This window comes from Variovorax sp. P4_B11, from assembly GCF_056402355.1.
The window spans coordinates 194,209-216,212 of record NZ_JBFUHO010000004.1 but is presented as its reverse complement, the minus strand read 5'-3'; the positions used below and the strand labels follow the sequence as shown (position 1 = coordinate 216,212).

The 22,004-nt window shown below is 67.4% G+C and carries 21 protein-coding genes and 2 tRNA genes; 17 read left to right on the top strand and 6 right to left on the bottom strand.

Annotated features, from left to right (window positions below):
* Positions 1-14: 14 nt before the first annotated feature.
* A complete protein-coding gene (locus AC1DYD_RS06600; protein WP_478171940.1) occupies positions 15-248 on the bottom strand; it encodes a CsbD family protein in 234 nt (77 codons plus the stop codon).
* A gap of 188 nt (positions 249-436) precedes the next feature.
* On the opposite strand from AC1DYD_RS06600, the gene pncB reads away from it, so the two are divergent.
* Genes pncB through AC1DYD_RS06575 form a run of 5 tightly spaced genes read left to right on the top strand, consistent with a single transcriptional unit; the run spans position 437 to position 6,662 of the window.
* Complete coding sequence (gene pncB / locus AC1DYD_RS06595; RefSeq protein ID WP_478171939.1) at positions 437-1,654, top strand: nicotinate phosphoribosyltransferase; 1,218 nt, start codon at positions 437-439, stop codon at positions 1,652-1,654.
* On the top strand, positions 1,654-3,081 hold the full coding sequence (locus tag AC1DYD_RS06590; protein WP_478172025.1) for a sodium:proton antiporter: 1,428 nt from the start codon (positions 1,654-1,656) through the stop codon (positions 3,079-3,081). The genes pncB and AC1DYD_RS06590 overlap by 1 nt, the downstream gene beginning before the upstream one ends.
* Positions 3,082-3,083: 2 nt before the next feature.
* Positions 3,084-4,070 carry a 2-hydroxyacid dehydrogenase gene (locus AC1DYD_RS06585; protein ID WP_478171938.1) on the top strand — a complete coding sequence of 329 codons (987 nt, stop codon included), beginning with the start codon at positions 3,084-3,086 and terminating at the stop codon, positions 4,068-4,070.
* 5 nt (positions 4,071-4,075) lie between these two features.
* Complete coding sequence (locus AC1DYD_RS06580; RefSeq protein WP_478171937.1) at positions 4,076-5,422, top strand: DNA recombination protein RmuC; 1,347 nt, start codon at positions 4,076-4,078, stop codon at positions 5,420-5,422.
* A 58-nt stretch (positions 5,423-5,480) separates the two neighbouring features.
* Positions 5,481-6,662: an MFS transporter gene (locus AC1DYD_RS06575; RefSeq protein ID WP_478171936.1), complete on the top strand. Its 1,182-nt coding sequence runs from the start codon at positions 5,481-5,483 to the stop codon at positions 6,660-6,662.
* A gap of 103 nt (positions 6,663-6,765) precedes the next feature.
* Here the strand turns inward: AC1DYD_RS06575 and AC1DYD_RS06570 are convergent, their stop codons facing one another.
* The 3 genes from AC1DYD_RS06570 to earP form a co-directional block, all read right to left on the bottom strand.
* Entirely contained in the window at positions 6,766-7,638 is an 873-nt protein-coding gene (locus AC1DYD_RS06570; protein ID WP_478171935.1) for an LOG family protein, read from the bottom strand.
* 117 nt (positions 7,639-7,755) lie between these two features.
* Positions 7,756-8,310 carry an elongation factor P gene (gene efp, locus AC1DYD_RS06565; RefSeq protein ID WP_478171934.1) on the bottom strand — a complete coding sequence of 185 codons (555 nt, stop codon included), beginning with the start codon at positions 8,308-8,310 and terminating at the stop codon, positions 7,756-7,758.
* A gap of 146 nt (positions 8,311-8,456) precedes the next feature.
* Entirely contained in the window at positions 8,457-9,527 is a 1,071-nt protein-coding gene (earP, locus tag AC1DYD_RS06560; protein WP_478171933.1) for an elongation factor P maturation arginine rhamnosyltransferase EarP, read from the bottom strand.
* Between the two features lie 47 nt (positions 9,528-9,574).
* On the opposite strand from earP, the gene AC1DYD_RS06555 reads away from it, so the two are divergent.
* From AC1DYD_RS06555 to AC1DYD_RS06540, 4 genes are all read left to right on the top strand, one after another.
* Complete coding sequence (locus tag AC1DYD_RS06555) at positions 9,575-10,057, top strand: OsmC family protein (protein ID WP_478171932.1); 483 nt, start codon at positions 9,575-9,577, stop codon at positions 10,055-10,057.
* A gap of 5 nt (positions 10,058-10,062) precedes the next feature.
* Complete coding sequence (gene uvrC, locus AC1DYD_RS06550) at positions 10,063-12,027, top strand: excinuclease ABC subunit UvrC (RefSeq protein WP_478171931.1); 1,965 nt, start codon at positions 10,063-10,065, stop codon at positions 12,025-12,027.
* Positions 12,028-12,260: 233 nt separating this feature from the next.
* Positions 12,261-12,827, top strand: coding sequence for a CDP-diacylglycerol--glycerol-3-phosphate 3-phosphatidyltransferase (gene pgsA / locus AC1DYD_RS06545; RefSeq protein ID WP_478171930.1), 567 nt, complete (start codon positions 12,261-12,263; stop codon positions 12,825-12,827).
* Complete coding sequence (locus AC1DYD_RS06540; RefSeq protein WP_478171929.1) at positions 12,824-13,699, top strand: DMT family transporter; 876 nt, start codon at positions 12,824-12,826, stop codon at positions 13,697-13,699. The genes pgsA and AC1DYD_RS06540 overlap by 4 nt, the downstream gene beginning before the upstream one ends.
* Here AC1DYD_RS06540 and AC1DYD_RS06535 read toward each other — a convergent pair.
* Positions 13,689-14,624 (bottom strand): LysR family transcriptional regulator, encoded by a 936-nt coding sequence (locus AC1DYD_RS06535; RefSeq protein WP_478171928.1) that lies wholly within the window; start codon positions 14,622-14,624, stop codon positions 13,689-13,691. The two genes, AC1DYD_RS06540 and AC1DYD_RS06535, sit on opposite strands and share 11 nt — an antisense overlap.
* Positions 14,625-14,699: 75 nt before the next feature.
* On the opposite strand from AC1DYD_RS06535, the gene AC1DYD_RS06530 reads away from it, so the two are divergent.
* The 7 genes from AC1DYD_RS06530 (at position 14,700) to AC1DYD_RS06500 (ending at position 19,920) form a co-directional block, all read left to right on the top strand.
* On the top strand, positions 14,700-15,596 hold the full coding sequence (locus AC1DYD_RS06530) for an alpha/beta fold hydrolase (RefSeq protein WP_478171927.1): 897 nt from the start codon (positions 14,700-14,702) through the stop codon (positions 15,594-15,596).
* Positions 15,593-16,678, top strand: coding sequence for a tartrate dehydrogenase (locus AC1DYD_RS06525; protein ID WP_478171926.1), 1,086 nt, complete (start codon positions 15,593-15,595; stop codon positions 16,676-16,678). Before AC1DYD_RS06530 ends, AC1DYD_RS06525 begins: the two co-directional genes overlap by 4 nt.
* 224 nt (positions 16,679-16,902) lie before the next feature.
* Positions 16,903-17,175, top strand: coding sequence for an HU family DNA-binding protein (locus AC1DYD_RS06520; RefSeq protein ID WP_007830705.1), 273 nt, complete (start codon positions 16,903-16,905; stop codon positions 17,173-17,175).
* A 16-nt stretch (positions 17,176-17,191) separates the two neighbouring features.
* Positions 17,192-17,267, top strand: a tRNA-Val gene (locus AC1DYD_RS06515).
* 74 nt (positions 17,268-17,341) lie between these two features.
* The gene (locus AC1DYD_RS06510; RefSeq protein ID WP_478171925.1) at positions 17,342-19,255 is read left to right on the top strand and encodes a SurA N-terminal domain-containing protein; all 1,914 of its coding nucleotides are present in this window, start codon (positions 17,342-17,344) and stop codon (positions 19,253-19,255) included.
* Positions 19,256-19,285: 30 nt separating this feature from the next.
* Positions 19,286-19,361 (top strand) — tRNA-His (locus AC1DYD_RS06505).
* A 220-nt stretch (positions 19,362-19,581) separates the two neighbouring features.
* Positions 19,582-19,920: an H-NS histone family protein gene (locus AC1DYD_RS06500; RefSeq protein WP_478171924.1), complete on the top strand. Its 339-nt coding sequence runs from the start codon at positions 19,582-19,584 to the stop codon at positions 19,918-19,920.
* Between the two features lie 192 nt (positions 19,921-20,112).
* Here AC1DYD_RS06500 and AC1DYD_RS06495 read toward each other — a convergent pair whose 3' ends face one another.
* Positions 20,113-21,099, bottom strand: coding sequence for an NADPH:quinone oxidoreductase family protein (locus AC1DYD_RS06495; RefSeq protein ID WP_478172024.1), 987 nt, complete (start codon positions 21,097-21,099; stop codon positions 20,113-20,115).
* Between the two features lie 129 nt (positions 21,100-21,228).
* Here AC1DYD_RS06495 and surE point away from each other — a divergent pair, with 129 nt between their 5' ends.
* On the top strand, positions 21,229-22,002 hold the full coding sequence (gene surE / locus AC1DYD_RS06490) for a 5'/3'-nucleotidase SurE (RefSeq protein WP_478171923.1): 774 nt from the start codon (positions 21,229-21,231) through the stop codon (positions 22,000-22,002).
* The last annotated feature ends 2 nt before the right edge of the window (positions 22,003-22,004 follow it).

The window sequence follows — 22,004 nt, the reverse complement described above, 5'->3', positions numbered from 1 at the left end:
CTCAGCCTTGCCCTTCAGACCCGCTCCATCCAGATCGCGGCGGGCGTGCGGCCATCGCGGCGCTCCCAGTCGGCGACCTGACTTTCGGCTTCTTCGCGGCTGATGCCGTGGCGCTGCTGGATGCGGCCCAGCAGCTTGTCGCGCTGGCCGGCGATGACGTCGAAATCGTCGTCGGTCAGCTTGCCCCATTGCGCCTTGATCTTGCCCTTGAACTGCTTCCAGTTGCCTTCGACGGTGTCCGTGTTCATGGCGTATCTCCTTCAGGTTCAGATGGTTGCTCGCCGGTCGGAACACTCGCCCACCGGCGTGAAGCCACTGTCGCCGCGGGCTGTCGGCGGCACGGTAGGACGCCCGGGGAAGGGCTCGTAGGCACTTGCCGACGCGGCCCGTGATAATCGAACGCACACCCGAAATCCGGAGACCAGCGCGCCGCACCATGATCATCCACAGCCTGCTCGATACCGATCTCTACAAGTTCACGATGATGCAGGTGGTCCTGCACCACTTTCCGGGCGCGCGCGTGGAGTACCGCTTCAAGTGCCGCAACCCCGGAATCGACCTGGCGCGCTTCGCGGTACAGATCCGCGAGGAGGTGCGGCATCTCTGTTCTCTGCAGTTCCGCGAACCCGAGCTGAGCTACCTGCGATCGATGCGCTTCATCAAGAGCGACTTCGTCGACTTCCTCGGGCTGTTCCGGCTCAACGAGAAGTACATCGACATCGTTCCCCAGCCCTCGGGCGACCTCGAGATCAGCATCAAGGGGCCGTGGCTGCACACCATCCTGTTCGAGATCCCGGTGCTGGCGATCGTCAACGAGGTGTACTTCCGCAACACCCAGCCGCAGCCCGACCTGGCCGAGGGCCGGCGCCGCCTCGAGACCAAGATCGCCCAGCTGCAGGACGACCGGCTGGCCGACCTCAAGATCGCCGACTACGGCACGCGCCGGCGCTTCTCCAAGGACTGGCACGAGGAAGTCCTGCGCACGCTGTCCAGCCGCCTCGGCGCGGTCACCGCGCCGGCGCCGCTGCACGCGAGCGCGAAGCTGCCGCAGCTCGCCGGCACCAGCAATGTGCTGTACGCGATGAAGCTCGGCCTGATCCCGCTCGGAACCATGGCGCACGAGTACCTGCAGGCCTGCCAGGCCCTGGGCCCCCGGCTGCGCGACAGCCAGGTCTTCGGCTTCGAGTCGTGGGCCCGGGAATACCGCGGCGACCTCGGCATCGCGCTGTCCGACGTCTATGGCATGAGCGCCTTCCTGCGCGATTTCGACCTCTATTTCTGCAAGCTCTTCGACGGTGCGCGCCACGACAGCGGCGACCCGTTCCAGTGGGGCGAGCGCATGCTGGCCCACTACATCGCCAATCGCGTCGACCCGTTGACCAAGACCCTGATCTTCAGCGACGGTCTCACCGTGCCCAAGACCATCGAGCTCTACCAGCAGTTCCGCGGCCGTTGCCAGCTGGCTTTCGGCATCGGCACCAACCTCACCAACGACCTCGGCTACGAGCCGCTCCAGATCGTGATCAAGATGATTCGCTGCAACGATCAGCCGGTGGCCAAGCTCTCGGACACGCCGTCGAAGAACATGTGCGAGGACGAACGCTACCTGGCCTACCTGCGCCAGGTGTTCGAGATCGCGCAGCCCGCCGCGTGATGGGGGCGCGGTTTCCGAGCCGATGGCTGCGGCTGCTGACGGCCGGCGCCTTGACGATGGCCTTCCCGGCGCTGGCCGCCGCCGCCGAATTCGATGGCGGCAGCCTGTCGCCGCTGTGGGGCTTGCCCTTTGCCGGCATCCTGTTGTCGATCGCACTGCTGCCGCTGCTGGCGCCGTCGTTCTGGCATCACCACTACGGCAAGGTGTCGGCGGCCTGGTCGCTGGCCTTCCTGCTGCCCTTCGGGGCGATCTACGGCGCCCCGCAGGCCGGGGCGCAATTGGTGCATGCGCTGGTGGCCGAGTACATCCCGTTCATCATCCTGCTCGCGGCCCTGTTCGCGGTGGCCGGCGGCATCCACATCCGCGGCAACCTGCACGGCTCGGCGGGCCTCAACACCGCGATCCTCGCGATCGGCGCGGTGCTGGCGAGCCTGATGGGCACCACGGGCGCCTCGATGCTGCTGATCCGGCCGCTGATCCGCGCCAACGACAACCGCAAGCACAAGGTGCACGTGGTCGTGTTCTTCATCTTCATCGTGTCGAACGTCGGCGGCTCGCTGACGCCGCTGGGCGATCCGCCGCTGTTCCTCGGCTTCCTGAAGGGCGTCGACTTCTTCTGGACCGCGAAGAACATCTTCCCCGACACCCTGTTCGTGGTCGGTGCGTTGCTGGCGCTGTTCTATGCGCTCGACCGCTGGTACTTCAGGCACGAGGGCGTCGCGCCCTTCGACCCGACGCCCGACACCCGCGGCGTCGGTTTCGACGGCGTGGTCAATTTCTGGCTGCTGGGCGGCGTGCTGTTCCTGGTGCTGCTCAGCGGCATCTGGAAGTCCTCCATCGGTTTCGATGTCCATGGCACGCCGGTCGGCCTGCCGGGCATCGTGCGCGATGTCGGGCTGGTGGCGATCACGCTGCTGTCGCTCAAGCTCACCGCCGCCAAGGTGCACGCCGACAACCAGTTCGGCTGGGGCCCGATGATCGAAGTGGCCAAGCTGTTCGCGGGCATCTTCCTGACCATCGTGCCGGTCATCGCGATGCTCAAGGCCGGCCTCGGCGGCCCCTTCGGCGCCGTCGTCGCGGCCGTGACCCGGCCCGATGGCCAGCCCGATCCGGCGATGTACTTCTGGGCCACGGGCATCCTGAGCTCCTTTCTCGACAACGCGCCGACCTATCTGGTGTTCTTCAACACCGCCGGCGGCGACCCGCAGGCGCTGATGACCACCTACGCGACGACGCTGGCGGCGATCTCGGCCGGCGCCGTGTTCATGGGCGCCAACACCTACATCGGCAACGCGCCCAACCTGATGGTCAAGGCCATCGCGGAGAGCCGCGGCGTGCGCATGCCGAGCTTCTTCGGCTACATGCTGTGGTCGGGCGCGATCCTGATCCCCTTGTTCATCCTTTCCACCTTCATCTTCTTCCGTTGACCATGACCCAAGCCAAAGTCCTCGTCGCCCGTTCGATCTTCCCCGAGACCCTCGCGCGGCTCCAGGCGCACTTCGAAGTCGAGTCCAACCAGGCCGACGAGGACTGGAGCGCGGCCCAGCTGATTGAAAAGCTGCAGGGCAAGCAGGGCGTCTTCACCACCGGCAGCGAGCGCATCGATGCCGCGCTGCTGGCGGCCTGTCCCGAGCTGAAGATCTGCGCCAACATGGCGGTGGGGTACAACAACTTCGACCTCGACGCCATGACCGCGCGCGGCGTGCTCGCCACCAATGCGCCGGACGTGCTGACCGAGAGCACGGCCGACTTCGGCTTCGCGCTCTTGATGGCGACCGCCCGGCGGATCGCCGAGAGCGAGCATTTCCTGCGCGCCGGCAAGTGGCGCAAGTGGCGCTACGACATGTTCTCCGGCTCCGACATCCATGGGTCGACGCTCGGCATCATCGGCATGGGACGCATCGGGCAGGGCATCGCGAAGCGCGGTGCCTTCGGTTTCGGCATGAACGTGATCTATCACAACCGTTCGCGGCTCGATGCCGCGCTCGAGGCCGAGTGCAAGGCGCGCTACGTGAGCAAGGAAGAGCTCCTCAAGACCTCTGACCACGTTGTCCTGGTGGTGCCCTACACGGCGGCTTCGCACCACACCATCGGCGCCGCCGAGCTGGCACTGATGAAGCCGACCGCGACCCTGGTCAACATCGCGCGCGGCGGCATCGTCGACGATGCGGCACTCGCGGCCGCCCTGCGCGAGCGCCGCATCGCCGCCGCCGGCCTGGATGTCTTCGAGGGCGAGCCCAAGGTGCATCCGGACCTGCTCACCGTGCCCAACGTCGTGCTGACGCCGCACATCGCCAGCGCCACCGTGCCGACGCGGCGCGCCATGGCCGACCTGGCGGTCGACAACCTGATCGGCTTCCTGGTCGACGGCAAGCCGGTCACGCCGCTGAATCCAGCGGTGCTGGCAGCGCGCTGAGCGTCGTGGTCGAACTCTGGATCCTGCTGGCCCTCGCGGCCCTGAACATCGCGCTCGTGCTGTGGCTGCTGCTGCGCCCGCCGCCGGCGCCCGACCAAGCGGCGCTGGTCGCCACGCTGGCTGCCGGCAACGAGCGCATCGAGCGCGAACTGCGCCGCGAGATCAGCGAAAGCTCGCGCGGCGCCCGACAGGAAAGCACGCAGGCGTTCGCCACCTTCCAGCAGTCGCTGCTGCACCAGGGGGCGGAATCCACGCGGACCCAGAACGCGCAGATCGACGCCTTCGCGCAGCAGCTCGCGCTGCTCCAGAAGACGCTGGCCGATACCTTGAACACGCAGCTGCAGGGCCTGAGCGAATCGAATGCGCGCCGGCTCGCCGAAGTGCGCGCAACGATGGAAACCCAGCTCGCGCAGCTGCAGCAGAGCAACACGGCCAAGCTCGACGAGATGCGAAGGACGGTCGACGAGAAGTTGCAGAGCACGCTCGAGGCCCGGCTCGGCGAGAGCTTCAAGCAGGTGGCCGACCGGCTCGAGCAGGTGCACAAGGGGCTGGGCGAGATGCAGTCGCTGGCCGTGGGTGTCGGCAGCCTGCAGCGCGTGCTGACCAACGTGAAGACTCGCGGCGTGTTCGGCGAGGTGCAGCTCGAGGCGCTGCTCGAGCAGGTGCTGACCGCCGAGCAGTACGCCCGGCAGGTCGAGACCAAGCCGCGCAGCGGCCAGCGGGTCGATTTCGCGGTCCGCTTCCCGGGCCGCGGCGGCGACGGCGCGCCGGTCTGGCTGCCGATCGATGCCAAGTTCCCGCGTGACGACTACGAGCGCCTGCTCGACGCCCACGAGCGCGCCGATGCGCCCGCAGCCGAACTGGCCGCCAAGGCACTCGAGGCACGCATCCGCACCGAGGCCCGGTCGATCGCCGACAACTATCTGGCGGCGCCGCACACCACCGACTTCGCGATCCTGTTCCTGCCGGTCGAGAGCCTTTACGCCGAGGTGTTGCGCCGTCCCGGCCTGATGGATGCGATCCAGCGCCAACACCGCGTGACGCTGGCCGGCCCGACCACGCTCCTGGCCATGCTCAACAGCCTGCACATGGGCTTTCGAACGCTGGCGCTCGAGCACCAGGCTTCCGAAGTCTGGAAGGTGCTGGGCGCGGTCAAGACCGAGTTCGAGCGCTACGGCGAATGGGTGGCGCGCATCAAGGAGCAGGTGGCCAAGGCCTCCGACACGCTCGACAAGGCCGACACCCGCGCCCGCCAGATGCGGCTGGCGCTGCGCAAGGTCGAAGCGCTGCCCGAAGCGCAGACCCAGGCGTTGCTGCCGCTGACCGACGACGAGGACGACGGCACCCTGTGAACGCCGCCCGGCCGCCCGAAGGCGTTGTCACCGCAGTGCGAAGCACGCAGGTTCACCTATGAATGCTGGGTTGTTGCGCCTGATCCTGGCGCAGGTCTGCCTGCACGCGGCGATGACGGGCACCCGGCTGGCGGCCCCGCTGCTGGCCTTGCGCGAGGGCTACAGCCCGGCGGCGGTCGGGATGCTGCTGGCGCTGTTCGCGCTGACGCAGGTGTTCCTGGCGCTGCCGGCCGGGCGTTTCGCCGATCGGCACGGCCTCCGGCGGCCGCTGGGCATCGCGGTGACTGCGGCGACCTGCGGGGCCGCGTTGGCCGGCGCCTGGCCGGTGTTCCCGGTGCTTTGCCTGGCGGCGCTGCTGACCGGCGGCGCCACCGGCATCGCCGTGATCGCGCTGCAGCGCCATGTCGGCCGCGCGGCCACCAACCCGACCCAGCTCAAGCAGGTGTTCAGCTGGTTGGCCATCGCGCCGGCGGCGGCCAATTTCGTCGGGCCTTTCGCCACCGGGCTGCTGATCGACCATGCCGGGCCGGTGCCCGGCGACCTGATCGGCTATCGCGTGGCTTTCGGACTGCTGGCGCTGCTGCCGATCGCCTGCTGGCTGCTGGCGCGCGGCGCGGCCGAGCTGCCCCTGTCCCGGCCTGCTGTCGGCGCGCCCCGGCCGCGCGCATGGGACCTGCTCGGCCAGCCGATGTTCAGGCGGCTGCTGTTCGTGAACTGGCTGCAGTCCGCCTCCTGGGACGTCCACACCTTCGTGCTGCCGCTGCTGGGCCACGAGCGCGGCCTGAGCGCCTCGATGATCGGAACCATCCTCGGCGCCTTCGCGGTGGCGGCGGCCGGCATCCGCCTGGTGCTGCCGCTGGTGGCCTCGCGCTCCAGCGAGCGCGGCGTGATTGCTGCGGCCAATGGGGTCACGGCCCTGGTGTTCGCGGTCTATCCGCTGATGAACTCGGCGCTCGGCATGGGCGCCTGCTCGGTAGTGCTCGGCATCGCGCTCGGCGCGGTGCAGCCGATGGTGATGAGCATGCTGCACCAGATCACGCCGCATGCCCGCCACGGCGAGGCGCTCGGCCTGCGCGTGATGACGCTCAATGCCTCCAGCGTCGCCATGCCGATGCTGTTCGGCGCCGCCGGCGCGCTGATCGGCGTCGCCGGCGTGTTCTGGATCGTCGGCGGCGTGGTGGCCCTGGGCACCCGCTCGGTGTTCGGACTTCAGGTCCCGCGCAGCGAGGTCACGCGCTGACCACGCACTGACGTCTTTGCATCGGCCGGCGCAGCCAGGGCCGCTGCCTCTGGCAGCGACTCGAGGCGCCCGGACACGAAGCGCCGGGCAACCTGGGGGCGAGCTACAGCTTGTAGAAGGTCTTGATGTAGTCCCACGCATCGGCGGGCGCATCGACGTACTCGATCAGCCTCACGTCCTCGGGCGAGATCACGCCTTCCTCGGCCAGGAACTCGAAATTGACCAGCTGCTTCCAATAGTCCGAGCCGAACAGCACGATCGGCACCGGCTTGGCCTTGCGGGTCTGCACCAGCGTGATGACTTCGAACAGTTCGTCCAGCGTGCCGAAGCCGCCCGGGAAGGCCACCAGCGCCTTCGCCCGCATCATGAAATGCATCTTGCGGATCGCGAAATAGTGGAACTTGAAGCTCAGCGCCGGCGTCACGTACGGATTGGCTTCCTCTTCCATCGGCAGCGCGATCGCCAGCCCGACCGAGAGGCCGCCGCCCTCGTAGGCGCCGCGATTGGCCGCCTGCATGATGCCGGGCCCGCCGCCGGTGCAGACGAAGAGCTTGTCCTGCGGCTCGCGGTCGTTGCTGTACTGCGCCACCATCTTGCCGAAGGCGCGCGCCTTCTCATAGTAGTGCGAGCTGCGCGCGAGCTTGCGCCAGCGGTCGGCCGCCGCGCTGTCGCCGGCGGCCTCGGCCTGGGCGATCAACGCGCCCGATTCCTCCTCGCTGCGGAAGCGCGCGCTGCCGAACACCACCACCGTGTTCTCGATGCCGTGGGCCCGCATCTCGAGGTCGGGTTTCATGAGCTCGAGCTGCATGCGCAACCCGCGGGTTTCGCGGCGCAGCAGGAACTCGGGGTCGGCGAAGGCCAGCCGCGAAGGGTCGTTGTGCAGCGGCAGCCCCTTGTCCGAATGGGCCTGCAGGGTGGCCCAGGCGTCGGCCAGCCGCTTGTCGTGAAGGTCGTGTGTGCTGTTGTGCATGGTCATGCCGGAATAACGGTTCTGGATTGTGCGCGTTGCAGGTTCCGGGCCGCTTTGTGGAGTTTCAGGAAAAAATACGCAAAAAAGGCTCCCGCGGGAGCCTTTTCGCCGAGTCGCAGCCGTTCAGACGCGCTTGCGGTATTCGCCGGTGCRGGTGTCGATTTCGATCTTGTCGCCCTGGGCGACGAACAGCGGCACGCCGATCTCGAAGCCGGTGGAGATCTTGGCCGGCTTCATGACCTTGCCCGAAGTGTCGCCCTTGACGGCCGGCTCGGTCCAGGTGATTTCGCGCTCGACGCTGGTCGGCAGTTCGACCGAGATCGCCTTGCCGTCGTAGAACACCACTTCGACCGGCATGCCGTCCTCGAGGTAGTTGAGCGAGTCGCCCATGTTCTCGGCTTCGACTTCGTACTGGTTGTACTCGGTGTCCATGCAGACGTACATCGGGTCGGCGAAGTAGGAGTAGGTGCACTCCTTCTTGTCGAGCACGATCTGGTCGATCTTGTCGTCGGCCTTGAAGACCACTTCGGTGTTGAAGTTGGCGATCAGGCTCTTGAGCTTCATGCGCACCGTGGCGGAGTTGCGGCCGCCGCGGCTGTATTCGGTCTTCAGGACGACCATCGGGTCCTTGCCGTGCATGATCACATTGCCAGCGCGGATTTCTTGAGCGATTTTCATAAACAGGGTCTCTGGATGTTGGCCGCTCGGAGCACGGTCAGGCCCCTTGGCCCTCTGGCGCATTCACCGCGGCGGGTTCAGCGGAAGCTTCGACTGACCCAACCAGCGGGCTGGTACGGCGTCGGAATCCCGCAAAGCCCGCAATTTTAGCTTTTTTGGACGATGCATCGGCGAAGCCGGGTCAAAAGGTCGTCCTGCGCGAGCAGTCGTGTGCGCGCTGCCTGCGTGGTGCGGGCCCAGGAGGCGAGGGTCGCGGGGTCCAGCAGCGGCAGCTCGCCGGCGCCGATGCCGCTCCACAGGTGATGGAAGCCGCGCAGCGAAGGCGGCGCCTCCAGCCAGTCCAGGAAGGCGTTCAGCTTCTCGTGGTGGGCGTCGTCGTCCTGGGGATAGATCTGCCAGACGAAAGGCGCGCCGGCCCAGAGCGCCCGCACCAGCGAATCCTCGCCGCGGACGAAATTGAGGTCGCAGGCCCAGAGCAGGTGGTCGTACTCCGGTTGCGGCAGGGCGGGCAGCCAGGTGATGGCCAGCGCCCCGCGCTGCGCCGGGCCGGGCGGCAACGCGGCGCTGGCGCGCCCGGCGGTGACCAGCAGGCGGGTCGGCCCGGCCGCGTGCTCGAACTGCGCCAGCAAGGCCGCCAGCGCCGGCGGCTCGTAGCAGAACAGGGAGACCAGCCGTTCGCCTTGCCACGCGATGCCCTGCCGCGCCAGCCAGGCTGCGCGGTCGAAGCGCTCGCGCCGTGCCATCAATCCGCTCCCGCGCAGCAGGCCGCCCGTGCGCACGGTGAATCCCGGGTAGAAGAAATGCTTGGTCAGGCCAGCGCCGGGTTGCCGGAATACCGGGGAGGGCAGCCCGTGGAGGCGCTCGACGTACGGTTCCGCCGACAGGTATTCCAGGTTGATCCAGCGGTGGCTGGCGCCGTCCCGGCGTCTTTGTTCGGCGAAGCGGGCGACGGCCTCTGGCGCGGGATCGCAGCCGAAGGCCTCGATCAGCACGTCCGGTGCCGGGGCCTCGGCGGCCGCGCGCGCCGCATCGGCCGCAGTCCAGGGGATGACCGTGACGCCCTCGCAGCCGTCCGGCGCCATCCACGCCAGCGCGGCCGGGTCGTCGATCCACAGCCGCACCGTGTCGCCCTCGGCGGCCAACCCGGTCGCCAGCCGCCAACAGACGCCAACGTCGCCATGGTTGTCGATCACCTTGCAGAAAATTTCCCAGCGCATCGCGGGATACTCTACAGCCCCTCATGAAGACACCGGAGACAGCGTCCATGCCACACCATTCGGCCGACATCCTCTGGCAGCGCGGCGACCAGGACTTTCTGGGCAACCGCTACAGCCGCCGCCACACCATCCGCTTCGACGGCGGCGCCGAATGGGCCGGCTCGTCCTCTCCCCACGTGGTGCCGCTGCCCTTGTCGGACGCCTCCGCGGTCGATCCCGAAGAGGCCTTCGTCGCCTCGCTGTCGAGCTGTCACATGCTGTGGTTCCTCTCGATCGCGGCCTCCCGCGGCTTCTGCGTCGAACGCTATGCCGACAGCGCCAGCGGAAAGATGGGGCGCAACGCCGACGGGAAGATCGCGATGACCATCGTCACCCTGCGCCCCGTGGTGCAGTTCTCGGGCGACAAGCTGCCGTCGCCGGAGCAGCACGAGGCGATGCACCACTCGGCGCATGACCAGTGTTTCATCGCCAACTCGGTCAGGACCGAGGTGCGCTGCGAGCCGGTGCTGGCGGCCGCCACGCCACAATGAAGACGATGTCAGAGACCCGACCCGCGCATTCCGATCAACTGCTCAGCGAAGTGGCGGCCTTGCCGCAACTGCCCGGCGTCTACCGCTATTTCGACGCCGCCGGCGCGGTGCTCTATGTGGGCAAGGCGCGCAACCTCAAGAAGCGGGTGGCGAACTACTTCCAGAAGAACCATGGCGGCACGCGCATCGGCCACATGATCTCGAAGATTGCGCGCATGGAGACCACCGTGGTGCGCTCCGAGGCCGAGGCGCTGCTGCTCGAGAACAACCTGATCAAGTCGCTCAAGCCGCGCTACAACATCCTTTTTCGCGACGACAAGAGCTACCCGTACCTGAAGATCGCCTCGCACGATTTCCCGCGCCTGGCCTACTACCGCGGCGCGGTCGACCGCAAGCACCGCTACTTCGGCCCCTACCCGAGCGCCTGGGCGGTGAAGGAATCGATCCAGCTGCTGCAGAAGGTGTTCAAGCTGCGCACCTGCGAGGACACGGTCTATGCCAATCGCACGCGACCCTGCCTGCTCTACCAGATCAAGCGTTGCACCGCGCCCTGCGTCGGCCATATCACGCCCGAGGCCTACGCGCAGGACGTGGCCAACGCCGAAGCCTTCCTGATGGGCGACACGCAGGCGGTGCTGACGCAGCTCGAGGCCCGCATGATGGCGCATGCCGAGAAGCTGCAGTTCGAGCAGGCGGCCGAGCTGCGCAACCAGATGTCGGCGCTGTCGCGCGTGCTGCACCAGCAGTCGATCGAGATCGCCTCCGACAAGGACGTCGACATCCTCGTGGTCAAGGTGCAGGGCGGCAAGGCCTGCGTCAACCTGGCGATGGTGCGCGGCGGCCGGCACCTGGGCGACCGGGCCTACTTCCCGGTGCACGTCGAGGACGCGTCGCAGATGCAGCATGCCGAGGCCGAGGCCGAGGGCGACGACGGTCCGCCGCCGGCTGACGCGGTCGAGGTGCAGGTGCTCGAGGCCTTCATTGCCCAGCACTACATCGACGTGCCGGTGCCTGCCACGCTGGTGCTCAGCGAGCCGGTGAGCCGCGAGCTGATCGAGGCCGTGTCGCAGCAGTCCGGGACGCGCATCACGGCCGTGTTCCAGCCGCGCGAGCAGCGCCGGCTGTGGCTCGAGATGGCGAGCAAGAATGCCGGGCTGCAGCTGGCCCGCCTGCTGGCCGAGGAAGGCTCGCAGCAGGCCCGCACGCGGGCACTGGTCGATGCGCTCGAACTGGTGCCCGACGACCTCGACACCTTCCGCATCGAGTGCTTCGACATCTCGCACACCGCGGGCGAGGCGACCCAGGCCTCGTGCGTGGTGTTCGAGCACCATGCGATGCAGAACCGCGAGTACCGGCGCTACAACATCGAGGGCATCACGCCGGGCGACGACTACGCGGCCATGCGCCAGGTACTGCACCGCCGCTACGGCAAGCTGGCCGAGGCGATGGCAGCCGAGACCGAGGCGCCGCCGGCCGGCGATGCCGCCGGCGCCGATGCGAAGCCGGGCACCCGGTCGGCGCGCATGCCCGAGCTGGTGCTGGTCGATGGCGGCAAGGGCCAGGTGTCGATGGCGCGCGAGGTGTTCAGCGAACTGGGCCTGCCGCTGTCGCTGATCGTCGGGGTCGAGAAGGGCGAGGGCCGCAAGGTCGGTCTGGAGGAACTGGTGTTCGCCGACGGGCGCGAGAAGGTCTACCTGGGCCGCGATTCGGCCGCGCTGATGCTGGTGGCGCAGATCCGCGACGAGGCGCACCGCTTCGCGATCACCGGCATGCGCGCCAAGCGCGCCAAGGTGCGGGTCGGCGGCAGCCAGCTCGAGGACATCCCGGGCATCGGGCCCAAGCGGCGCGCGCGCCTGCTGCAGCGATTCGGCGGCATCCGCGGCGTGGCGGCGGCGAGCGTCGAGGACATCGCGTCGGTCGACGGCATCGCCTTCGACCTGGCCGAAGAGATCTACCGCGCATTGCACTAGGCCACACGAAGTGAGGGAGCGTGGGGGCGACCCAGGCCGCCGCCGGGCCGCTCCCAAGGCGGCCTGCGGCCCCCTCGGGGGGCAGCGACCACACGAAGTGAGGGAGCGTGGGGGCGACCCAGGCCGCCGCCGGGCCGCTCCCAAGGCGGCCTGCGGCCCCCTCGGGGGGCAGCGACCACACGAAGTGAGGGAGCGTGGGGGCGATCCACTCCGGCCCCATATACTCCAACGCAATGTTCTGGACCCTGCCAACGATCATGACCTGGACGCGCATCGTCGCGATTCCCTTGATCGTGGGCGTGTTCTACCTGCCGCTGGCCGAGCCGATGCGCAACCTGATCGCCACGGTCATGTTCATCGTCTTCGCGGCCACCGACTGGCTCGACGGCTTCCTGGCGCGCCGCCTGAAGCAGACCTCGGCCTTCGGCGCCTTCCTCGATCCGGTGGCCGACAAGTTCCTGGTCTGCGCCTCGCTGCTGGTGCTGGTTCACCTGAACCGCGCCGATGTCTTCGTGGCGCTGATCATCATCGGCCGCGAGATCGCGATCTCCGCGCTGCGCGAATGGATGGCGCAGATCGGCGCCAGCAAGAGCGTCGCGGTCCACATGGTCGGCAAGGTCAAGACCGTGGTGCAGATGGTGGCGATCCCGTTCCTGCTCTTCGATGGCAACCTGTTCGGCCGGATCGACACCGGCACCTGGGGCCAGTGGCTGATCTGGATCTCGGCCGTGCTGACGGTCTGGTCGATGGTCTACTACCTTCAGAAAGCGATTCCCGAAATCCGGGCGCGCGCGAAATGAGCGCCGCGGCCCGCTCGGCGGGCTGGCTGCGGGCGATGCCGGGGGTCTTCGTGCTGATCTGGAGCACCGGCTTCATCGTGGCGCGCTACGGCATGCCCTATGCGCCGCCGCTCAAGTTCCTCACGGTGCGCTATGCGCTTTCGGTGCTCTGCTTCCTGGTCTGGGTGCGCTGGGCCCGGGTGACCTGGCCGCGCGATCGCGCGCAATGGGCGCATCTGGCCGTGACCGGCGTGCTGATGCAGGCCGGCTATCTCGGCGGCGTCTGGGCGGCCGTGCGCGCCGGCATGGGTTCGGGGCTGGTTGCGCTGCTGGTCGGCATCCAGCCGGTGCTCACCGCGGTCTGGCTGTCGATGCGCGGCGGCAGCATCACCCGCTCGCAATGGGCCGGCTTGTTCCTCGGCTTCGCGGGGCTGGTGATGGTGGTCTCGCGCAAGCTGGGGCAGGGCGGGGAGGTGAGCGTGCCGACCATGGCGCTGGCGCTCACGGCGCTGTTCTCGATGACGGCCGGAACGCTCTACCAGAAGCGCTTTCTCGCGCCCTGCGACGTCCGCAGCGCGAGCGCGATCCAGCTCGGGGCGGCACTGCTCGTCACCTTGCCTTTCGCGGCCATGGAGTCCGACAGCATCCAGTGGAACCTGGCCTCCGGCGGGGCCATGGCCTGGTCGGTGCTGGCGCTGTCGCTGGGCGGCAGCTCGCTGCTCTACCTGTTGATCCAGCGCGGCACCGCCACTGCGGTCACGAGCCTGCTCTACCTGGTGCCGCCCTGCACGGCCGTGATGGCCTGGCTGCTGTTTTCGGAGCCGATCACGGCCCTGACGCTGGCGGGCATCGCGACCACCGCGGTCGGGGTCAGCCTGGTCGTCAGGCGCTGAGCTGCTTCCACGGTTCGCCGCGGAATCGCTCGACCAGGAAATCGATCAGGAGCCGGACCCGGCGCGGCGTCTTCGGGCGCCAGGGGGCGAGCCACTGGATGTCGGCGTCGGGCATCGCGAACTGCGGCAGCACGCGGACCAGCGCACCCGACGCGAGTTGCGGCGCGATGTCCCACAGGCTGCGCAGCATGATGCCGCGGCCGGCCAGGCACCAGTCGCGCACCATCTCGCCCGAGTTGCTCGACAGCGGACCGCGCACGCGCACGCGCGCCGTCGTGCCGTCACGGGCGTGGCGCAGGGTCCAGAGCGCGAACTCGCGTTCGTTGCCCTCACTGTTCTCGCGCGTCACAAGGCAGTCGTGCGAAGCCAGGCCGGCGACGTCCGCCGGCGTGCCGCGCCGCGCGAGGTAGGCCGGGCTGGCGGCCAGCACCCGCTGATTGCGCGCGATGCGCCGCGCGACCCAGTCGCCGGCCCGAAGGTGTTGCGGTGTCCAGAGCCAGACCGCGCCGTCGAAGCCCTCGGCGCCGAGATCGGGCAGCTTCTCGGCCAGCATCAGCTGGATCTCCAGCCCCGGGTGCCGCTGGTTGAAGTCCGCCAGCACCGGGCCGAGCCAGCGCCGGCCGAAGCCGAAAGTGCCGACCAGCCGCACCGTGCCGCTCAGCTCGCTCTGCCGCTCGCCCAGTTCGTCTTCGAGGGCGGCAAAGGCTTCGAGCAGGCCCTTGGCGTGCTGGCACACCGTCTCGCCTTCGACGGTGGCGCTGAGGCGGCGCGTGGTGCGGTCGAACAGCCGCTGGCCGATCCGGGCCTCCAGCGCGCCCAGCCGCTTGGTCACGACCGACGGCACCACGTCCAGTGCCAGCGCGGCGCCGGCCAGGCTGCCACGGCTGCGGATCGCCAGCACCAGTTCGAGGTCATTGCGGTCCATTGTTGCCATTCAGGAAATTATCAATTGGTTCATTGTTGCTTGATGCTCCATGGGGCGCAACGCACAATCGGCCGGATGTTCGATGCCTTCTCCTCCTTCGGCCTGTCGCGCGACGGGGTCCGCGTGCATGGCCGCATCGGCGGCAACGGGGCACCCTTGCTGTTGCTGCACGGCCACCCGCAGACCCACGTCAACTGGCACCGCGTGGCACCGCGCCTGGCGGAGCATTTCACGGTCGTCCTGCTCGACCTGCGCGGCTACGGCGATTCGGGCCGGCCGCCGGCCGACGAGTCGCATCGGACCTACAGCAAGCGCGAAATGGCGCTCGATGCGCTCCACGCGATGCGGCAGCACGGCTTCGAGCGCTTCGGCGTGCTGGCGCACGACCGCGGTGCGCGGGTCGCCCATCGGCTCGCCGCCGACCATCCCGAGGCGGTCGAGCGGCTGCTTCTGCTCGACATCGCGCCGACGCTCGCGATGTACGAGAACACTTCCGAGGCCTTCGCACGGGCCTATTGGCACTGGTTCTTCCTGATCCAGCCGCCGCCGCTGCCGGAAGCGTTGATCGAGAGCGATCCGGGGCGCTACATCCGCAGCGTGATGGGCGGCCGCCACGCGGGTCTCGCGCCTTTCGCGTCCAAGGCCCTGGCCGAATACGAGCGCTGTGCCGCGATCCCCGGCAGCGCGCAGGCCATCTGCGAGGACTACCGTGCCTCGGCCGGCATCGACCTCGCGCACGACCGGGCCGACATCGCCGCGGGCCGCAAGCTGAAGCAGCCGCTGCGCGTACTGTGGGGCGAACACGGGGCGGTCGGGCGCTCGTTCGACGTGCTGGCACTGTGGCGCGAGCGGGCCGAGGACGTGGCCGGCGGCGCCCTGCCGTGCGGGCACTACATTCCCGAGGAGGCGCCGGTCGAACTGTTGACCGAAGCGCTCTCCTTTTTCAAAGCGAACCCAAGGATCGTGACATGAGCACCCAACGCATCGCAGTCATCGCCGGCGACGGCATCGGCAAGGAAACCATGCCCGAGGGCCTGCTCGTGCTGGACGCCGCGAGCCGCAAGTTCGGCATCGACCTGAAGTTCGACCACTTCGATTTCTCGAGCTGGGACTACTTCGAGAAGCACGGCAAGATGCTGCCCGACGACTGGAAGGATCGGATCGGCGGCCACGACGCGATCTACTTCGGCGCCGTCGGCTGGCCCGAGAAGATTGCCGACCACGTCTCGTTGTGGGGCTCGCTGCTGCTGTTCCGGCGCGAGTTCGACCAGTACATCAACCTGCGGCCGGCGCGCCTCATGCCTGGCATCGTGGCGCCGGTGGTGCGGCGCGACGGCACGCCGCGCGAGCCTGGCGAGATCGACATGTACATCGTGCGCGAGAACACCGAAGGCGAGTACTCGAGCATCGGCGGGCGCATGTACGAAGGCACGGCGCGCGAGATCGTGGTGCAGGAAACCGTGATGTCGCGCATCGGCGTCGACCGGGTGCTCAAGTTCGCCTTCGAACTGGCCCAGTCGCGGCCCAGGAAGCACCTGACGAGCGCGACCAAGTCGAACGGCATCTCGATCACCATGCCCTACTGGGACGAGCGCGTGGCAGCGATGGCGAAGCGCTATCCGGAGATCAAGCTGGACAAGTTCCACATCGACATCCTGACCGCGCACTTCGTGCAGCGGCCCGACTTCTTCGACGTCGTGGTGGCCAGCAACCTGTTCGGCGACATCCTGTCCGACCTCGGGCCGGCCTGCACCGGCACCATCGGCATCGCGCCGAGCGCCAACCTGAACCCCGAGCGCACGACGCCGTCGCTGTTCGAGCCGGTTCACGGTTCGGCGCCTGACATCGCGGGCAAGGGCATCGCGAACCCGATCGGCCAAGTCTGGTGTGGCGCCATGATGCTGGAATTCCTCGGCCACAAGGCCGCGCACGATGCCATCCTGGCCGCGATCGAGAAGGCGTTGGCGCCCGGCAGCGGCGCGCCGCGCACGCCGGACATCGGTGGAACCGCCGGGACTGTTGATCTAGGTAAAGCGATTGCCCAGGCGCTTTGAAAAGCGGTTCGCCAAAACGCCACTAAAATCGCGCTCCTCGCTGTGCTTCAGGGGGCAGCGTCGTATTGACACCCCCGAGACCAGTGGTTGTAATCCTTGTCGGCAGCGCGCTGCCGGCGCGTCAGAGCTGCCACCCATCTTCTGTACCCACCCCCGTGGCGTCGTCACGGGGCTGGCGCCGCTTCTGACGACCCTGATCAACAATTTTTCTGCAAGGGGCCCTTGTGAACAAAACCGAACTGATTGAGCACATCGCAAAGAACGCCGACATCTCCAAAGCCGCGGCCACGCGGGCACTCGAATCCACCATCGGCGCCATTCGTACCACGCTCAAGAAGGGCGGTTCCGTGTCGCTCGTCGGTTTCGGCACCTTTGCGGTCGGCAAGCGCGCCGCCCGGACCGGCCGGAATCCCCGCACCGGCGACGCGATTAAAATCAAGGCCGCCAAGATCCCCAAGTTCCGTCCCGGCAAGGCGCTCAAAGACGCGCTGAACTGAGACATTGTTTAAGGTGGGGTGCTTAGCTCAGTTGGTAGAGCGGCGCTCTTACACGGCGTAGGTCGGGGGTTCGAGCCCCTCAGCACCCACCACCCGATGCAAAGGCGAACGGACCGTTCGCCTTTTTTCTTGCTGCGTCAATATCCGTCCTAGAGAGTGCTCAAGCATGTTTGATTCCTTCCGCAAGTACAACAAGATCATCATGGTGTTCTTGTTCTTGCTGATCATTCCCTCGTTCGTGCTGTTCGGCGTCGATCGCTACCAAGGCGGCGGCCAGGGCGAGAAGGTCGCGCGGGTTGCCGGCGTCGACATCACGCGGCCCGAGTGGGACGCCCAGCATCGCAGCGAGGTCGACCGGATCCGCCAGCAGGCACCCAACATCGAGCCGTCGCTGCTCGACTCCGACGCCGCGCGCTATGCGACGCTGGAGCGCATGGTGCGCGAACGCGTGCTCGCCGCGGCGGCATCGAAGTCCAACATGACGGTGTCCGAGGAACGGCTGGCACGCCTGTTCGCTGCCGATCCGGGCCTGGCCAGCTTCCGGACCGCCGACGGCAAGTTCGATCGCGAGGCCTTCATGCGCGCGACCGGCCGCACGCCTGAGCAGTACGAAGCCTCGGTGCGTGCCGACCTCGCAACGCAGCAGGTGTCGCTGGGCGTATCGGGAACGGCCTTCGCGACGGCGGCCCAGGCCGCGGCCACGCTCAATGCCTTCTACGACCGTCGCGAGATCCAGGTCGCGCTGTTCAATCCGGCTGATTTCGCGTCCAAGGTCAGCGTCAGCGATGCCGACCTGGAGGCCTTCTACAAGTCGCATGCGGCGCAGTTCCAGCAGCCCGAGCAGGCCAAGGTCGAATACCTGCTGCTCGATCTCGAGGCCGCCAAGAAGAACATTGCGGTCAGCGAGGCCGATCTGCACAGCTACTACGACCAAAATGCGGCTCGCTTCGGCAGCAAGGAAGAGCGCCGCGCGAGCCATATCCTGATTGCCGTGCCACAAGGCGCGCCGGCCGCCGAACGCGAGCAGGCGCGCAAGAAGGCCGAGCAATTGCTGGCGGAGGTCCGCAAGGCCCCCAACAGCTTCGCCGAGGTGGCGCGCAAGAACTCGCAGGACCCCGGTTCGGCGGAGAAGGGCGGCGACCTCGACGTCGTGACGCGCGGCGCGATGGTCAAGCCCTTCGAGGATGCGCTGTTCTCGCTCAAGAAGGGCGAGATCAGCGGCCTGGTGGAAACCGAGTTCGGCTACCACATCATCCTGGTCGGCGACATCAAGCCGGCCGTGGTGCCGCCCTTCGACAAGGTGCGCGCGACGATCGAGAACGAAGTGCGCAGCCAGCAGGCGACGCAGGAGTTCGCCAAGGCTGCCGAGGCCTTCACCGACATCGTCTACCAGCAGCCCGACAGCCTGCAGCCGGCGGCCGACAAGCTCAAGCTGACGATCCAGACCGCGAACAACGTCGCCCGCACGCCGGTCCCGGGGGCCACCGGCCCGCTGGGCAACCGCAATTTCCTGAATGCGCTGTTCGCCCCCGATACGCTCGAGCGCAAGCACAACACCGAGGCGATCGAGATCGGTGCCAACCAGCTGGCCTCCGGCCGCGTGGTGCAGTACGCGCCGGCGCGCACGCTGCCTTTCGACGAGGTCAAGGACAAGGTCCGCACGCAGCTGGTCGCCGAACGCGCCGCGGCCCTGGCCCGCGCCGAAGGCGAGTCGAAGCTGGCGGCCTGGAAGTCCGATCCCGCCGGTGCCGGCTTCGGCGCTCCCGTCACCGTGTCACGGCTCGAGACGCAATCGCAGCCGCTGCCGGTGATCGAGGTCGCGCTGCGCGCCGACGCCGGCAAGCTGCCGGCCCTGGTCGGCGCCGACCTTGGCGCTCAGGGCTACGCCGTGGTACGCGTGATCAAGAGCGTGCCGCGCACGCCGCCGGCGCCCGACATGGCCAGGCAGGAGAACGAGCAGGTCGCCCAGGCCGTGGGCGCGGCCGAGACCGCCGCCTACTACAACCTGCTGAAGGACCGCTTCAAGGCCGAGATTCTGGTGCCGAAGCCCGCGGTTTCGACGCCGGGCGCTGGACGCTAGTTTTTTCACGCTACAATTGAAGGCTTGACGGTGGCTGTAGCTCAGCTGGTAGAGTCCCAGATTGTGATTCTGGTCGTCGTGGGTTCGAGTCCCATCAGCCACCCCAAAGACATTCGGCAGTCAAACAGGCACTTCGGTGCCTGTTTTGCTTTGTGGGCATGGCGAGTCAGCCGTATCGCGCACCGGACCGGTCTCCCTTCCTTCACGATGCTTCCATTGAAGCAGCGCCACCCGGTGAATACCAAGCACTTTTTTGTGAGGGGCTTGCTTGCGGCAATTTGGATTTGAATTAGAATTTTGGCTTTCCAATTAGAGGATAAGCACAGATGGCTTCAACCCTTGCCGACATCAATTCCCAGATCAAGAAGCATGATGAGCAGATCGCGCAATTGCGGAAGCAAGCGGAGGATCTGCGGAATCAGGAGCGGGCTGGCGTCATCGAAGAAGTCCGCAAGAAGATTGCTGAATACGGTCTGACCGCCAGCGATCTCAAGCTCGGCGTGCGCGGCGGCAAGCGCAGCGTGGGCGCGGCGGCACCCAAGAGCGCCGCCAAATACCGCAGCCCTACCGGCGAAACCTGGTCCGGTGGCCGCGGCCGCAAGCCGCGCTGGATCACCGAAGCCCTGACCGCCGGCAAGTCCCTGTCGGAATTCGAGATCAAGTAAGCGCGAAGGCCTCACTGCCCACAGAAAGCCCGCATCCGCGGGCTTTTTTGCGTCCAAAGGCCGGCGCAGCCTGGCCCGTCGGTGAAACACCGCGGAACCGGCAACGCCCGGCCGCTGGTGTTGCCCCCGGCAGGGGGTGGGCGCCCGGACACGAAGTGCCGGGCAACCTGGGGCGAGCCACATGCCTCGAGTTCAGTTCACCAGCACCAGCTTCCCCTTGACACCCCGCGAGCCCATGCGGGCATAGGCGGCGCGGAGTTCCGACATCGGCAGGGTCTGGTCGATCACCGGCTTGATCTTGCCCTGCCCATACCACTTGGCCAATTCGGCCATCATTTGCGTATTGGCCTTGGGTTCGCGCCTTGCGAAATCGCCCCAGAACACGCCGACCAGCGAGGCCCCCTTGAGCAGAGGCAAATTCAAGGGCAGCGACGGAATCGGACCGGCGGCGAATCCGACGACCAGGTAACGGCCGCGCCAGGCGATCGAGCGGAATGCGGATTCGGCGAATTCACCGCCCACCGGGTCGTAAATGACATCCGGCCCCTTGCCGTCCGTCGCCGCCTTGATCGCGTCGCGAAAGCCATTGGGTAGCGCATGCGTGCTGTAGTTGATCGCCGCATCGGCGCCAATGGACTTGCAAAGCTCGCATTTCTCGTCGGTCGATGCCGCCGCAATGACCCGGGCCCCTGCGGCCTTGGCAATCTGGATGGCTGCAGTGCCGACGCCTCCGGCCGCGCCCAGCACCAGAACGGTTTCTCCGGCCTTCAATTGAGCGCGGTCCATCAATGCGTGCCAGGAGGTCGCATAGGTCATGATGAATGCCGCCGCGTCGACATGGCCGAAGCCGTCGGGCAATGGCATGCACAAAGCCGCCGGCGCCAGCGTATGGGTGCCGAAGCCGCCGGTGCCCGAGAGGCAGGCGACGTTCTGCCCGATCTTCAGGTGGGTGACGCCTTCGCCTACCGCGGCGACCACTCCGGCGTACTCGGAGCCGGGCACGAAAGGCAGCGGCGGTTTTATCTGGTATTTGTTCTGAACGATCAGCAGATCCGGGAAATTCAGGCTGGCGGCCTTGATTTCGATCAGTACCTGTCCGGGGCCCGGGGTGGGCGTCGGCAGTTCTTTCCATGTCAGCGCCTCGACGCCGATGGGGTTCTCGCAGAGCCATGCGTGCATGCTCGTGTCTCCTGTGAATGAGTCTGGGGGCAACGAAAAATCCGGGTCATGATAGGCGGGCGCCGCCGCCATCGCATGTCCCTGCCGTGACGTAGGCGCGGCCTACAATCGCCGCCACTGACTGACGCCATGAAGATACTTATTTCGAACGACGACGGTTTCCAGGCACCCGGCCTTGCCGCCCTGCACGACGCCTTGAAAGACATCGCCGAGGTCGAAGTGGTCGCCCCCGAGCACAACAACAGCGCGAAATCGAACGCCCTGACGCTGGCCGCGCCGCTGTACGTGCACAAGGCGCACAACGGCTTCCGCTACGTCACCGGCACGCCGGCCGACTGCGTGCACATCGCCCTCAAGGGCCTGCTCGACTATCGGCCCGACCTGGTCGTGTCCGGCATCAACAATGGCGCCAACATGGGCGACGACACGATCTATTCGGGCACCGTCGGTGCCGCCATGGAGGCTTATCTGTTCGGCATTCCTGCCATCGCCTTCTCGCAGATCGAGAAGGGCTGGGCGCATGTCGATGCCGCGGCGCAGGTCGCGCGGCGGCTGGTCCAGCAGATCGAGCGCGAGCGGATGATCGACGGCAATGCCTTCCTGCTCAACGTCAACGTGCCGAACCTTCCCTTCGATGAGCTCAAGCCCATCAAGGTCTGTCGCCTGGGCCGCCGCCACGCGGCCGAGAAGGTCATCACGCAGGACAGCCCGCGCGGCGAGACCATGTACTGGATCGCCGGTGCCGGCGGGGCCAAGGACAGCGGCGAAGGCACCGATTTCCACGCCACCTCGGCGGGCCACGTCGCCTTGACTCCCTTGCAGATCGACCTCACCGACCACGCGAATCTCGGCCATTGGCACGACACCATGGCGCGCGTCGCACGCAGCTCGGCGAGGGGCTGACT

Excerpts from the sequence above, each read along its gene's own strand:
- AC1DYD_RS06600 (WP_478171940.1), bottom strand. The coding sequence starts at position 248 with ATGAACACGGACACCGTCGAAGGCAACTGGAAGCAGTTCAAGGGCAAG.
- pncB (WP_478171939.1), top strand. The coding sequence starts at position 437 with ATGATCATCCACAGCCTGCTCGATACCGATCTCTACAAGTTCACGATG.
- AC1DYD_RS06590 (WP_478172025.1), top strand. The coding sequence starts at position 1,654 with ATGGGGGCGCGGTTTCCGAGCCGATGGCTGCGGCTGCTGACGGCCGGC.
- AC1DYD_RS06585 (WP_478171938.1), top strand. The coding sequence starts at position 3,084 with ATGACCCAAGCCAAAGTCCTCGTCGCCCGTTCGATCTTCCCCGAGACC.
- AC1DYD_RS06575 (WP_478171936.1), top strand. The coding sequence starts at position 5,481 with ATGAATGCTGGGTTGTTGCGCCTGATCCTGGCGCAGGTCTGCCTGCAC.
- AC1DYD_RS06570 (WP_478171935.1), bottom strand. The coding sequence starts at position 7,638 with ATGACCATGCACAACAGCACACACGACCTTCACGACAAGCGGCTGGCC.
- earP (WP_478171933.1), bottom strand. The coding sequence starts at position 9,527 with ATGCGCTGGGAAATTTTCTGCAAGGTGATCGACAACCATGGCGACGTT.
- AC1DYD_RS06555 (WP_478171932.1), top strand. The coding sequence starts at position 9,575 with ATGCCACACCATTCGGCCGACATCCTCTGGCAGCGCGGCGACCAGGAC.
- uvrC (WP_478171931.1), top strand. The coding sequence starts at position 10,063 with ATGTCAGAGACCCGACCCGCGCATTCCGATCAACTGCTCAGCGAAGTG.
- pgsA (WP_478171930.1), top strand. The coding sequence starts at position 12,261 with ATGTTCTGGACCCTGCCAACGATCATGACCTGGACGCGCATCGTCGCG.
- AC1DYD_RS06540 (WP_478171929.1), top strand. The coding sequence starts at position 12,824 with ATGAGCGCCGCGGCCCGCTCGGCGGGCTGGCTGCGGGCGATGCCGGGG.
- AC1DYD_RS06535 (WP_478171928.1), bottom strand. The coding sequence starts at position 14,624 with ATGGACCGCAATGACCTCGAACTGGTGCTGGCGATCCGCAGCCGTGGC.
- AC1DYD_RS06530 (WP_478171927.1), top strand. The coding sequence starts at position 14,700 with ATGTTCGATGCCTTCTCCTCCTTCGGCCTGTCGCGCGACGGGGTCCGC.
- AC1DYD_RS06525 (WP_478171926.1), top strand. The coding sequence starts at position 15,593 with ATGAGCACCCAACGCATCGCAGTCATCGCCGGCGACGGCATCGGCAAG.
- AC1DYD_RS06510 (WP_478171925.1), top strand. The coding sequence starts at position 17,342 with ATGTTTGATTCCTTCCGCAAGTACAACAAGATCATCATGGTGTTCTTG.
- AC1DYD_RS06500 (WP_478171924.1), top strand. The coding sequence starts at position 19,582 with ATGGCTTCAACCCTTGCCGACATCAATTCCCAGATCAAGAAGCATGAT.
- AC1DYD_RS06495 (WP_478172024.1), bottom strand. The coding sequence starts at position 21,099 with ATGCACGCATGGCTCTGCGAGAACCCCATCGGCGTCGAGGCGCTGACA.
- surE (WP_478171923.1), top strand. The coding sequence starts at position 21,229 with ATGAAGATACTTATTTCGAACGACGACGGTTTCCAGGCACCCGGCCTT.